The 13,058-nt window shown below is 64.6% G+C and carries 12 protein-coding genes and 1 pseudogene; 1 reads left to right on the top strand and 12 read right to left on the bottom strand.

What is annotated here, in order from left to right:
- A pseudogene (locus AOQ71_RS49240) lies at positions 1–231 on the bottom strand (hypothetical protein); the annotation flags it as partial.
- Between the two features lie 39 nt (positions 232–270).
- Positions 271–1,617, bottom strand: coding sequence for a caspase family protein (locus tag AOQ71_RS37170; RefSeq protein WP_057757964.1), 1,347 nt, complete (start codon positions 1,615–1,617; stop codon positions 271–273).
- A gap of 302 nt (positions 1,618–1,919) precedes the next feature.
- Between AOQ71_RS37170 and cax the strand changes: the two genes are divergently transcribed.
- Entirely contained in the window at positions 1,920–3,020 is a 1,101-nt protein-coding gene (cax, locus tag AOQ71_RS37165; protein WP_057757961.1) for a calcium/proton exchanger, read from the top strand.
- Positions 3,021–3,056: 36 nt separating this feature from the next.
- On the opposite strand, the gene AOQ71_RS37160 is transcribed toward cax, so the two are convergent.
- The 10 genes from AOQ71_RS37160 to lptF all read right to left on the bottom strand — a co-directional run bounded on the left by AOQ71_RS37160 (position 3,057) and on the right by lptF (position 12,991).
- On the bottom strand, positions 3,057–3,278 hold the full coding sequence (locus AOQ71_RS37160) for a hypothetical protein (protein WP_057757957.1): 222 nt from the start codon (positions 3,276–3,278) through the stop codon (positions 3,057–3,059).
- Between the two features lie 273 nt (positions 3,279–3,551).
- Positions 3,552–3,743: a hypothetical protein gene (locus tag AOQ71_RS37155; RefSeq protein ID WP_057757954.1), complete on the bottom strand. Its 192-nt coding sequence runs from the start codon at positions 3,741–3,743 to the stop codon at positions 3,552–3,554.
- Positions 3,744–4,001: 258 nt separating this feature from the next.
- On the bottom strand, positions 4,002–4,229 hold the full coding sequence (locus AOQ71_RS37150; protein ID WP_057757952.1) for a hypothetical protein: 228 nt from the start codon (positions 4,227–4,229) through the stop codon (positions 4,002–4,004).
- Positions 4,230–4,280: 51 nt separating this feature from the next.
- A complete protein-coding gene (locus AOQ71_RS37145) occupies positions 4,281–5,339 on the bottom strand; it encodes an alcohol dehydrogenase (protein ID WP_057757949.1) in 1,059 nt (352 codons plus the stop codon).
- 19 nt (positions 5,340–5,358) lie between these two features.
- On the bottom strand, positions 5,359–6,219 hold the full coding sequence (gene rsmA / locus AOQ71_RS37140) for a 16S rRNA (adenine(1518)-N(6)/adenine(1519)-N(6))-dimethyltransferase RsmA (protein WP_057757946.1): 861 nt from the start codon (positions 6,217–6,219) through the stop codon (positions 5,359–5,361).
- Positions 6,219–7,229 carry a 4-hydroxythreonine-4-phosphate dehydrogenase PdxA gene (gene pdxA, locus AOQ71_RS37135; protein ID WP_057757942.1) on the bottom strand — a complete coding sequence of 337 codons (1,011 nt, stop codon included), beginning with the start codon at positions 7,227–7,229 and terminating at the stop codon, positions 6,219–6,221. The genes rsmA and pdxA overlap by 1 nt, the downstream gene beginning before the upstream one ends.
- Entirely contained in the window at positions 7,229–8,173 is a 945-nt protein-coding gene (locus AOQ71_RS37130; protein ID WP_057757939.1) for a SurA N-terminal domain-containing protein, read from the bottom strand. Before AOQ71_RS37130 ends, pdxA begins: the two co-directional genes overlap by 1 nt.
- Before the next feature lie 68 nt (positions 8,174–8,241).
- Positions 8,242–10,728 carry an LPS-assembly protein LptD gene (locus tag AOQ71_RS37125; RefSeq protein WP_057757936.1) on the bottom strand — a complete coding sequence of 829 codons (2,487 nt, stop codon included), beginning with the start codon at positions 10,726–10,728 and terminating at the stop codon, positions 8,242–8,244.
- The gene (gene lptG / locus AOQ71_RS37120; protein ID WP_057757932.1) at positions 10,728–11,825 is read right to left on the bottom strand and encodes an LPS export ABC transporter permease LptG; all 1,098 of its coding nucleotides are present in this window, start codon (positions 11,823–11,825) and stop codon (positions 10,728–10,730) included. Before lptG ends, AOQ71_RS37125 begins: the two co-directional genes overlap by 1 nt.
- Positions 11,822–12,991 (bottom strand): LPS export ABC transporter permease LptF, encoded by a 1,170-nt coding sequence (gene lptF / locus AOQ71_RS37115; protein WP_057757929.1) that lies wholly within the window; start codon positions 12,989–12,991, stop codon positions 11,822–11,824. Before lptF ends, lptG begins: the two co-directional genes overlap by 4 nt.
- Between the last annotated feature and the right edge of the window lie 67 nt (positions 12,992–13,058).

Below are 13,058 nucleotides of genomic sequence, written 5' to 3'. Positions count from 1 at the left end.
GCCGCTGCGCCGCGACGATTGTTCGTCAGCGGCCGGCTTGCTCCGGCGCGCCGACGGTGCGGGTTCGGCGGAGCGGCCTGCAGAACTATCCTGGCGCGAGCCGGACAGGGATTTTTCGTCATTGCCGATCGAGCCGCCGGCGCTGCCGGATTGCGCGAAAGCCGATGAGGCCTGCAGAAGGGCGAGGAGAAGCGCGGTGAGGATAACAGGGCGGCTTGCATTGTTCGACATGAGCCAGAAATCCATCATCATCAAATATCGGCGGCAAGATCAACGACCGGAGCCGTCGGCACAGACGGCGCCAATAATGCGGCAAGCTTTGCCAGCCTTGCCGCAATCGTCAAGCGCGGCGTCTTTCGCGCGCTGGATGCTGTCGCGCTGGACCAGCGACCAGGATTTGTCCGAGATCGCGAATGCGCCACAGCTCTTGCCGTAGAAGGAGAGCTCGATCGCGCATTTGGCGCCGGCGCAATTGCCGCGCGCATCCGCCACCGCCGCGCGGCGCGAGGCGTGATTCCACGAGATGCCCCATTTGTTGCTGTCGGGCCCGTAGACGATCGAGCCCCAGGGCTTGAGATCCTCCATCTTGCGCATCCGCAGCAGCAGGCCCTCGGTGGCTTCGCCTGTTGGCGCCATGGCAATGCGCTGTTGAAGTTTCGTGATGGCGCGCGTCAGCCCGTCGGGCGTATCAGGATCGAAATTGAGCTCGTAGAGCCGCTCATTCAACTCGCTCAGCAGCGCGGCGTCGCGCAACGGAATACGGTCGGGATCGGCGCGGAGACGCTCCGACTGCAATGGATCTGGCTGCATCGCCGCGACCTGGGGCGGCGCGGTTTGCGTCGGTGGCACGAAATAGAACGTGCCGTCGATCGGCGAGGACGACACCCAGGGTTGCTGCGCGCCTCCGGTGGCGCGCTTCACGGCGAGGCCCACCTGGTTGAAGGTCTGGAACACGTCGAGGCCTGCGGTGCGGACGGTCGCGGCGAGCGCCTTGGTGTAGGGGCTGTGACCGTCGCTGCCGTCCTGAGCGACATTGCCGGGCTGGGTCGCATAGGAGATCAGCGTGCCCTCGGGCGCGCGCATCTGCGCAAGGCCCCCTTCGGAGGCACGCAGGCCGCGCGAGCCAAAGGGGTTGTTGCGGCAGGCGTCGAGGATGACGAGGTTGAGCCGCGTACCGGAGCCCTGCATCTGCCGCAGCACCAGGTTCACGTCGGTCATCTGGAAGTCGACGTCGGCCTCGCGGGTCGGATTGGCGCCGACGGGCACGAGATAGTTCGAGCCGGCGACCTGGACGCCGTGGCCGGCATAGTAGAACAGCGCAACATCGGCGCCCTGCACTTGGCGACCAAAGCTCTGCACGGCGATGTCCATCGCGGCCTTGTCGAGATCGAGCTGGGCATGGCCGCCGACAAGCGCGAAGCCGAGCGAGCCGAGCGTGTCGGCCATCAGCGTCGCGTCCTTGGAAGGATTATCGAGCGGCGTGATGTTCTTGTAGGCGGAGTTGCCGACCACAAGCGCGACGCGCTTCTCGGCGAGAACCGGCTGGCTCGCGACGGCGAGCGCGGCCGCGATCAGCGCCGCCAGCATCAGGACGCGATTGAAAATCCTCGCGTGCATGAAAGCCCCCAAATCAATGGCGCAATCTACCAGCTCGGCGCGCTCGCGAAAAGCGTATGGACATTCCGTACCGCTGCGGGCCTTCCGTGCCTCGTGGCCGGAAAGGAGTAGGACGCATCCTGCCCGCGGCAGCTTTTGCCCGAGGCTTGCTTCGTGAGATCGCCCGATGGTGGTCAACGGGCGCAGGGAAGGCCGGGCGCCGACGGCCCCGCGCCGATCCGGGCGCCACTTGACATACATCAACAGCCGCGGTGGGCAGCCTTGCGAGGTTTGGGCGTCGCCGGGTGGTGGGGGCTGGGGCCATGAACCTGCTGTTCAAGGAAGTCCGATCGAATCCTTTGCTCTGGATGCTCGTTTTCGTGCCCATTGTGCTGGTCGTCGAGCACGCAGCACCATCCTCTCACACGACGTTGTTCGCGCTGTCGGTTCTCGCCATCGTGCCTCTTGCCGCGCTGCTGAGTCAGGCGACCGAAAGTGTTGCGGAAAGGACGGGCGATGCGATTGGCGGCTTGCTCAATGCGACATTGGGAAACCTCACCGAATTGATCATCGCCATCGCCGCGCTCCAGGCGGGAGAATACATGCTGGTGAAGGCGTCGATTGCCGGCGCGATCGTAACAAACTCGCTCTTCATGCTTGGCGCCTCGTTTCTGCTCGGCGGCCTTCGGACTCATGTCCAGGAGTACAATCGCGCTGGCGGACGGCTGTATGCGTCGCTTCTGTTGATGGCGACGATTGCGCTTCTCGCGCCAGCTGCCGTTGCCGACCTCGATCTGGCGCGAGGCGACGTGATGGCGCAGAAGCTCAGTGCGGGTCTCGCCGTGCTGCTGATATCTGCTTATGGACTAGGTCTGTTGTTCTCGCTTCGCACCCACAAGGAGCTCTTTGCCAGCCAAGACCATGGCGAGGCTGGCGGCGGCTGGCCGATCGGACTGGCCGTCGGCACGCTCCTCGTGGTGACGGTGCTGGTTGCCCTGGTGAGCGAGATCTTCGTGAGTTCGGTACAGAAGGCGGGCGAGACGTTGGGATTGAGCCCAGCTTTTGTCGGCTTCATCATCGTCGCGCTGGTCGGCGCCGCCGCTGAAATGGCGGTGGCGTTTTCTGCGGCACGCAAGAACCGGCTCGACATGAGCGTGAGCATCGCGCTCGGAAGCGCGTCCCAAATCGCCCTTTTTGTTGCGCCGGTGCTGGTGCTGCTCAGCTATGTCGTCGGCCCAAAGCCGATGGACTTGCAGTTCTGGCCGGGCGCCGTAACCATGGTCATGATCGCGACCGTGACCGCCTGTTTCATTACCAACGGCGGCCGGTCAGCATGGTTCATCGGAGCCTTGCTTTTGTTCATCTACGCGATCTTCGCCATGACCCTGTATATGGTGCCGCCCGGGGCCCACGGTCAGATCTGACGTCCGCGCTGTCAGTCGATCTCGGAGCGACAAGGCTCACCTCCACGCGCGCCCCAGCGTCAGCGCCAGCAGGCCGAGCACGCCGCTGATCAGCCCGACTGTCGTATAAGACTGCGCAAACACGCCGGTCTGCACAAAGACCTGTGCCGCGATGGCAAAGCAAATGGCGGCGAGAAGCAGGCAGGCGCAGCCGACGATCAGCGCAAGAACACGTATCACGCCTGCGACAGGCCTGGCACGAGATGCGGAATGGTTCATGCGGGAATCATGACCAGGCGCTGACGGAGTTCTCGACCGGCAGGCACGGGATGAAGTATCACTTGCGTGCGCAACAATCGACCAGTAGGCGCCAGATGCGCTGGATTTCCACGGACCTCTGCATCTCGAGCACGTGGTTCTCGCTGGCACGGGGGCAGGGAGCTACGGGGTGGAGTTCGCGCGGCGCGATCCAACGTTCGGAGATCGGATCGTACCATTTGCCGGGAGTCACCAAGTTCGTATCTCCTCTTCATGCCCCCTTCGTTTCTGCGCCTATCCCATGCGCCGGTTGCTGGTGTTCTGGGTGAGATTGCCGTGGGCGGCCTGCTCACGGATGTTCTGTTTCTCGTCGTCGCGATGGCCCTTGGTCGTGTCGACGGAAACGGTGGGCGCGCCGCCGGCGCCCATATGGCTCTGGTTCTCGTCGGGAACAGGCCGCACGGACTTTGTCAGCGGCTTCGTCATGCGGTTCAGACTCCGTCGTTGCCTTGGCGAGAGGTCAACGCGCTGGACGCAGACGGCGTTCCAAGCTCAATTGGATCGTGGGCGAGATGGACGCTTCGTGCCAGGCGGTCTCGGCATCAGTAAGCGCTTCGCCCGCTGTGTTGCCTGTCCGCCACGCTTCGAACTCTGTTCTTCACCGGAGAACACCGGATGGTTCGAAAACGGAACATACGCTCGGTTCAATAGTAAACAGAGCGTATGCGCAGATGGCCTGCTGCCCTACCCGAGGCGGGCCTCGCGCGCCGCCGACTCCCGGTTCGCGTGCCGGTACGCATCGATCGCTCGGTTGGCGAGCATCAGCGGTCGGCGCTCGCCGGTTCTGAGCTGCGCTTCGATTGCGTCGAGAATGATGTCCGCAGACGCATCGGGCGGCCCGAGCTCGCCGGTCTTCTCGAGGAAGCTCCAGGCGATGAAGAATGCGCTCTCGACCGTGCAGCGAATGGACATGCGCTGCCAACGCGGTGCGGCCGAAGCCGTTCCGCTCGTGGCGGCGAGACGTTAGTTCTTCAGCACGATGCGGCCGACCACCTTGCCGGCGCGCAATTCATCGATCCACTTCTGGACGTCGCCCATCGGCTCTTCGCGCATCGGCGTCGGCTTGATCTTGCCGGCGCGCGCGAGCGCCATCAGCTCATGCGCCTCGGCAAGCGTGCCGACCATGAAACCCTCGACAGTGAGGCGTTTGTAGACCCATTGCACCATCGGCAGCGTGAACTGGCCGCCCATCAGGCCCGACACCACGACCTTGCCGCCGCGCGCAGCGACCGCGACCGCAAACGCCATCGACTTTTCGTTGCCGGCGAAATCGACCACCTCGTCGAAGCCGCCGTCGGTCTCCTTCAGGATACGCTTGATCATTTCGGGCTCGGACGGATCATAGGCGACGGCTGCGCCGTTCTTCAGCGCGGTCTCGCGCGCGGCCGGCGACAGATCGGCAACCGTGATCGGCTGCTTGAACATCGCCTGCGCGAACGACAGGCCCATCATGCCGACGCCGCCAAGACCGATCAGCAGCAGATTGCGCTGGCGCGGACGATCGACCAGGCGCTTGAGCGCGCCGTAGGCGGTAACGCCCGAGCACATCAAGGTCGCGGCCTGGTTGACGGGCAGGGGATCATAGTCGAGCAGATATTTGGCGTCGGGCACCAGCACGTGGCTGGCGAAGCCGCCGTCGATGGAGACGCCGAGGAAGCGCTGCTTGGCGCAGAGATTCTCGTCGCCGTTCTTGCAGTCGCGGCACTGGCCGCAGCCGATCCAGGGAAACACCGCTTTCTTCGAGCCGACGAGGCCTGCCGGTACGTCAGGGCCGACTTCATCGACGACGCCGGCGATCTCATGGCCGAGCGTGAAGGGCAGCGTCATGCCGCGTGTGGTGTCGAGCTTCTTGCCGCCGCCGAGATCGGCATAGCCATCCTGGATGTGCAGGTCGGAATGGCAGAGGCCGCAGCGCTCGATGCGCACCAGCACCTCGGCAGCCCTGGGCTTGGGCGTATCGACGATGGTCTCGCACAGAGGCGCATCGAACTTGACCAGCGACTGCCGACGCATCAACGCCATTTTTCTTCCTCCGGAATTCTCATTGTCTGGTTTCGCTGCGTATATCCGCCAATTCACGCGCCATGGCAACAAAACCGGAGATGGGAATCGTCTCGGCGCGCCGCGTCGGATCGACGCCGGCGGCGGCGGCGAGCCGCGCCGGATCAGCTTGAAGCGATTTCAGGCTCTGCCGCAGCATTTTCCGGCGCTGGCCGAAGGCCGCGGCTGCGACCTGCTCGAGCAGTTTGCGATCGCACGGCAGAGGCTCGTGGCGCGGCACCAGGCGCACGACGGAGGAGGTGACTTTCGGCGGCGGCACAAAGGCGGACGGCGCAATGTCGAACAGGATCTTCGTCTCGCAGCGCCAGTTGGCGAGCACTCCGAGCCGGCCATAGGCCTCCTCATCCTCTCGCGCGACGATGCGCTCGCCGACCTCGCGCTGAAACATCAGCACCATCATGTCATACCAAGGCGGCCAGGGCTCGGTGGTGAGCCAGTTGATCAGAAGCGGGGTCGCGATGTTGTAGGGCAGGTTGGCGACGATCTTGGCGCGCTCGCCGTTGAGCAGCGGGCGCGGGTCGAAAGTCATGGCATCGCCATGCACGATCTCGAGCCTGTCAGGGTAGCGGGCGGAGATATCCTGCAAGGCGGGAATGGCCCGCTCGTCATGCTCGATGGCGATGACGCGCCTGGCGCCGAGCGCGAGCAGCGCCCGGGTCAGTCCGCCGGGGCCGGGGCCGATCTCGACGATGACGCTCTGTTCGAGCGGCGCGGCCGCGCGGGCGATGCGCGCGGTAAGGTTGAGATCGAGCAGAAAGTTCTGACCGAGCGATTTGCGCGCCGACAGAGCGTGCCGGCGAATGACCTCGCGCAGCGGCGGGAGGTCGTCGATCGCGCTCATCAGCTGTTCGCAGCCGCCATGCGGCTGGCAAGCTTCAGCGCGGCGATCAGGCTCGCGGGATTCGCCTTGCCGGTGCCGGCGATGTCGAACGCGGTGCCGTGATCCGGCGAGGTGCGGATGAAGGGCAGGCCGAGCGTGACGTTGACGGCGTCGTCGAACGCAACGGTCTTGATCGGGATCAGCGCCTGGTCGTGATACATGCAGACGGCGCAGTCATAGAGGCTGCGCGCGGCTTCATGGAACATGGTGTCGGCGGGCAGCGGCCCCCTGGCGTCGATACCGTCGTTGCGCAGAACCTTGAGCGCCGGCGCGATCACGGTCTGCTCCTCATGGCCGAGCGAGCCGTCCTCGCCGGCATGCGGATTCAGTCCTGATACCGCGATGCGCGGTTGCGCAATGCCGAAACGGGATCTCAGCTCGGTCGCAACGACGCGTACGGTCGAGACGATGAGATCGCTCGTGAGCTGGGTGAGGGCATCGCGTAACGACACGTGGATCGTCACCGGCACCACGGCGAGCCGCGGCGACCACAGCATCATCACCGGCTGCGGCACGCGGCCGTCCGCTTCCGCGAGTTCAGCAAGGAATTCGGTGTGGCCGGGATGGCGGAAGCCGGCGCGGTAGAGCACGCTCTTGGCAATGGGATTGGTGACGACGGCGCTGGCCTGGCCCGCCCGCACGTCGGCGACCGCCTCCCGGATCGAGGCGAGGGCGGCCGGTGCGCTCGATGCGTCGGGTTTGCCCGGCTCTGCGGTCACGTGCTTGCCGGTCGCAACTACGGGCAGGGCGTCGGCAAAGGCAGTCTCGGTCTCGCCCGGGCTCACCGAGGCGATCTCGATATCGGCGCCGAGCGCTTTGGCGCGCCGGGCGATGAGGGCCTCGTCGCCGCGCAGGTAGAAGGCGGGCAGGTCGAGCTCGCGGCGCCTCAGCCAGGCGGCGATGGTGATGTCGGGGCCGATGCCGGCGGGCTCTCCGAGCGTGACCGCGAGAGGCTTTGCGGGAGCGGCCATCAGCGGTTGCGATATTCGATCATCGCCGCCTTGCGGAGCTCGTCGAGATAGGCCTTCTGGGTCTTCTCGTATTTCTCCACATACATCTTGTCGCGGATCTCGCGCTTCTTCGGCGTATCGATGGTGGTCGGCTTGCGATCGCACAGCACCACCATCTCGATACCCGCCTTGGTCACCTCGGGCGCGGTCAGATGACCGATTGGAGTGTCGTCGAGCACCTTGCGCAGCGCCTCCGGCAGGTCGGCGGTGGTCTTGGTGACGCTCTCGCGGATGGTGGCGTTCGGCGTCGAGCGGAACAGCGAATTGGCTTCCTCGCAGCTCCCGATGCGGGCGCGATAGGTCTCGGCTTCCTTCATCCGCGACTCCTGCAAGCCCGCAGACGAACCGCGCGGCACGATCAGCACGATCGGCTGCATCTTGTATTCGGTGCCCTCGATCTGGAGCTTCTCGGTGCCGCCTTCGCGCACCTTGTCGGCGACATCCTTTTCGCCGACGATCAGCTTCTCCTTGAACCGGCCGCGCACGAGGCTGGTCCAGACCATCTCGGACTTCATGCGGTTCTTCAGGACGTCAGGACGCACGCCCTTGACCTCGAGCGACTTGGCGAGCTGGTCGGGCGTGATGCGCATGCGCTGCGCCATGCCCTCGAAGGACTGGTTGACGTCGGCGGCGGTGGGATCGACGCCGTATTTCTTGCCTTCCTTGATCTTGAGCTTGTCGTCGATCAGCTCGTTGATGACGTCCTGCCGGCTCGGCGTCTTCTGCGTCGTCAGCGCGTCGAGCTTGGAGCGCTGCTCGATGTCGAAATCGGTGATGGGATCGCCGTTGACCATCACCACGATGTTCTGCGCCCGTGCCGGCGCACCGGCGAGCGCGAGCACGGCGATCAACAAGGCGCCGAGTACAGGAGGGAGGAGGCGGAACACAGGCAAGGAGGTCGTCATGGTTGTCGCTCGCATGTCAGCCGAAATGATCCTGCGATAGGGATCGCGCGGCCGGCATTTGGACGGGTTCACTGAATGCCGGCGGAACTGCTGGACCCCGTGGAGGTGGCCAGAGTGCGCAAGCCGATCTGGAACATGAACGCGTGGCTCAGCACGGGCGGCGCGGTGCCCGCGGAGTAGCTATACGAAGTTACATAGTTCGCCGCCAGCACGAAGCAATCGTCGACATAGCCGGCGCCGAGCACATATTGGTTGATCTTGTTGGCTTCGAGGTCCCAGCGCGCCGAACCTGTCACCACCCAGTTGGCGGCGACCTTGAGCGAACCCGAGGTCAGGATGCCCTCGCGGCGCGTCAGATAGCCGAGCTCCGGCTGCGGCGCGTAATTGCCGTACATCATGCTGACCGACCAGCGATTGAAGTTGGCCCGGCCTTCGGCCTCGAAGCGCTCCACGTTCCAGGTCTGCTCGTCCATGCGGGAGCGGACGCTGAACGTGTAGGTGCTGTTCGGCGAATAGCTGGCGCTGGCGACGTAATCCGAGCGCGGCTTGTCGAGGCCGGAATTGATGCCGGTATTGATGGAGTCCTGGACCGCGAAGGAGTTCATGCCGAACAGCTGGTAGGACTGGCCGAACAGGACCTTGACCGCGCCGCCCCGGTCGAACTGCGTGGTCGACTGCACGCCGACATTGGCGCGGCCGCCGCCCTCGACGCGGTCATAGCCGGAGAACTTGTCGACATTGAACAGGTTCGAGGCGTCGAACACCATGCTCTGCGCATCCTCGTTCGGAAGCCTGCCGGCATAGGTCTCGTTCGGACGGATGATGACCTGCGCGATCGGCTCGATGGTGGTCGAGCCCCAGGGCTGAACGTTGATGAAGGGATAACGGTATTCGAGGCCGACGGTGGGCATCAGGCGGAACGCCTGGGTGTCGCCGACGGGCAGGTAGTTCGACACCCCCGGCTGGTTCGAGACCTCCGAGTTGATCGCGTCGGCGCGCAGGATCGCGAACGGCGTCCAGATCTCGCCGAACGGATCGGTGTAGGACTTGCGCCATCGCGCTTCCGCCGACAGGCGGGTGTAGGTGCCGGGGAAGCCGCGCAGCAGGCACTGCGTCGGCGTGCGCGCGAGCGGATCGGCCGAGGTCATCGTGCACAGGCCGTTGGTGTTGGCCGTCGTCGTGATCGGATCGAACGCCGCATCGTTACGCGTCAGATTGACGAAATTGGTCTTGTAGGAGACCTCGCCGCCGAAGATCGGATAGTTGAGCACGTTCGAGTAGTCGATCACGGGATAGACGACCGGGACCTGCTGCTGGTTGCCCGAGAAGCTCAGGAAGTACATCGTGCGGGCATCGAAGAAGCTGCGATTGCCGACGCCGGTCAGATAGAGCTGCGAGATCGCTTCGGTCGGCAGATACAGGAACGAGGCTTGTGGGTCGCGATAGGCCGACAGGCGGTAGTCCGAGAAGAAATAGTAGTCGGACATCAGGACGCCGTCCCACCCCCAGACCCACTTGTCGTTCAGTGCGAACTGGCCCTTGGTCTCGACGGCGCCGCGGAACTGACGATCACCGGGCTGACCGGCGAGCGCGCTGCGGTCGAGCTGGTCGATGCCGTAGACGCGCACCTGGTAGGCGCCGTCCAGCAGGCGCTGGCGGAATTCGGTCTGGAACAGCACGCCCTGCCTGGAGGTGATGCGCGGATTGAAGGTCGCGTCCATATCGGGCGCGATCGCCCAATAGAACGGGACTTCGACGCCGTAGCCGAACGGCGTGTTCGAGGTGAAGCCCGGCATCAGGAAGCCGGTCTTGCGCTTCACGGTCGGATCGGGCGTCGAGAAATAGGGCATGTAGGCGAGCGGCACGCCGAAGAATTCGAGCTGCGCCGTCTCGAAATACAGCATCTTCTCCTGCTGGTCGTGGATGATGCGGGCACCCTTGACCTGCCAGAGCGGCGGCTTCTTCGGATCGTCCCGGCACGGCGCGCAGGCCGTGTAGACGCCGTTCTCGAACACGGTGTAGTTGCCCGAGGAGCGGTCCGCGCGGGTCGCGGCCATGCGGGTCTGGTCCTCGGTGTCCACGCGCAGCGAATCGACGAAACCGTCGCGGTAGTCGTCGGACAGGTCCAGCATCTCGGCATAGGTGATCTTGCCGTCGGCATCCGTCATGCGGATGTTGCCCTCGGCATGCAGCCGCTTGGTCTTCTGGTCGTAGATGACCCTGTCGGCCTCGACGCTGGTGCCGTTGTAGAACAGCTGAACGTTGCCGACCGCCGAGACGCGCGAATTGTTGTAGTCGTAGTCGACCTCGGTCGCCTGCACGAGCATCTGGCCGTCATTGGCGGCCTTCGGCGGTCTCGGACGCGGCGGCAGCGGATTGTAGGTGAAGCTCTGGGCGGCGGCAGGCGCCACGACGGCGAAATCCATCATCCCGGCGAGCGACACGGTCGCGACCAGCGCGAGCAGGATCCGACGGACAGACAAGCCGTATCCGTTCGCGCGCATCCGGGTGCGCGACGTCGATCCAGACACAGGTCCTCGTTGGACGGCAGTCACTAACCGTCCTCCTGGTACAGCAAGGCCAAAAAGCCGGTGAGGCCGCCCACCACTACGGGCAACCACGCCGCAGCGATCGGATGCATCAACTCAGCCTTGCTCAAGTCTTCAGTCACTTTCGACAGAACGTAGAGCAGAAAGCCTGCGCCCACGCCACTCAAAACCATCCTCTGTACGCCGCCCATCCGGAAGAAGCGCAACGACACGGAGGCCGCGAGCATCACCATGGCTGCGAGCAAAAACGGCTGTGCCAGAAGCTTGTGATACTGGAGTCGATAGCCGGCTGTCGCGAAGCCCGAGCTCTCGGACGAACTGATGTAGCTCGGTAGTTGCCAAAAGGACACAGTCTCGGGTGTGGAAAAGCTGTTGCGAACCTGCGCCTCGGTCAGCGTCGTCGGAATCTCGAGGCTGGCCTGGTCGACCGGCGGGGAGTCGAGCGTGAAACGGCGCACGCCCTTGAACAGCCAATGGCCGGATTCGAGCGTCGCCTCGCGCGCCTCGATCCGCTCCTTGAAGTGCTGATCTGTGTCAAACCGGAACAGCGTGAGGCCCGTGAGCCGGATGCCCTGCTGCTCGCTGCGCGCGGCGTTGATGATGGTCTGGCCGTCGCTGGTCACCTGGTTGAGCCAGAAGCCCGAGGCGTCCTGGATGCCGCCGCCGGGCGCCGAGCCGAACAGCTCGGCTTCCATGCGCTTGGACAGCTCGCGCAAATTGGCCGACATCGGATTGTAGGCGACCGTGGCGAGCACGCCGATCACGAGCGCGCTGCCGAGCGCTGGCGAGATGAACTGCCAGGCCGAGATGCCGGCGGCGCGCGCCACCACGAGCTCGAGCCGGCGGGAGAGGGCGAGATAGCAGGTCATCGCGCCGATCAACATGCAGAATGGCGTCAGCTTCTCCAGCAGTTGCGGCACCCGGAACAACGAGGTCTCGGCCACCATGACAGCGGAGGCGGACGCCAGCCCTGAGGTCTTGCGCACCATCTCGATGTAATCGACCAGCACCAGCAGCAGGAAAATGCCCGCGAACACGCCAAGCGCGTTGACCACAAAGCGGCCGGCGAAATAGCGCCCGAGCGTGTTGGTGAGCATGCTCATGCGGCGGCCGGCCGTCCGAACAGCCGCGCGATCCGCGCGTTCGACCTGTTGATGGCCTCCAGCAGGCCGGGCGGCGGCTCGACCACGATGCCGCCGATGATCATCCACAGCCCGACGCCGATGGCCCCGAGAACCATCGCGTATTGGACCAGCACCGGAGCTTCTGATTTCACCGCCATCACGGAGCAGGCGAAGCCCGCCATGCGCAGTCCGAACACGGCGAGGATCGAGGTGCCGATCGAAAAATTGCGGCTCTGGCGCGTGGTGCGGGGCGCGCCAAGGAAGGCGAAGGTCAGCACCGCAAAGGCGAACGGATAGATCGGCGCCAACAGGCTGTCATGCAGGGCCGAACGGAACTGCCCAGGGATCTGCTTGTAGACGGGATCGTCCTCGGACGGGGCGAACAGCTCCCAGAGATAGCGCTCGCGAATGCCGAGGGTGACGTCGTGGCCCTGGTTGCCGAACTTCGACATGTCGAAGCCGTAGCGGCCGAAGGCCACCAGCGCGGGGTCGCGCTTGCCGGCCTCGAAGCGCTGGAGATTGCCGGTCTTCAGCACCAGAAACGAGCCGTTCTCGTTCTTCACGACCTCGCCCTCTTCGGCGACGATCGAGACGCGCTCGTTCGGGTCGCGGCGGTCGTCGATGAAGATGCCCTCGAGAATGCCACCGGGCTTGCGCTCGCGGATGCGGATCGTCAGGTTCTTGTCGAGCTGGGCGAAGCGGCCGGGCTGCAGGATGTTGGTGAGCACGTCGGCGGTGATCTCGGCGTCCCATTGCTTGATCCGCCGCATGCCGTCGGGGGCGAGGTAGGCCGCGATGAAGGCGACCAGCAGCGCCACCACGCAGGTGGCGTAGAAGAACGGATAGAACAGCCGGAACGGCGAGAAGCCGGCGGCATTCATCACGATGATTTCCGAATCGGTCGCGAGCTTGTTCAGCGTGTGCGAGATCGCGATCATCAGCGCGATCGGCGAGATGATCAGGACCAGCGCCGGGATGACGAGGCTGGTGATGCCGAGGAAGGTCATGATGGTCTGACCCTGGCTCGTCATCAGGTCGATGCCGCGCAGCGCCTGCGTAATCCAGATCACGCCGGTGAGGCTGACCAGGACCAGCGCAAACGACGCCAGCGTCGTGCGGAAAATATACCTATCGATCGACCCCATGCGCTACCGCACGAATCCCACCAAAGCCCCAACGCGCGTACCGAAAATTCCAGTCGTTCGACCAATC

The sequence above is a fragment of the Bradyrhizobium manausense genome (assembly GCF_001440035.1).
GTDB lineage: Bacteria > Pseudomonadota > Alphaproteobacteria > Rhizobiales > Xanthobacteraceae > Bradyrhizobium > Bradyrhizobium manausense.
Note: the sequence above shows the minus strand (reverse complement) of the source record. Positions and strands in the feature narration are given on the sequence as shown.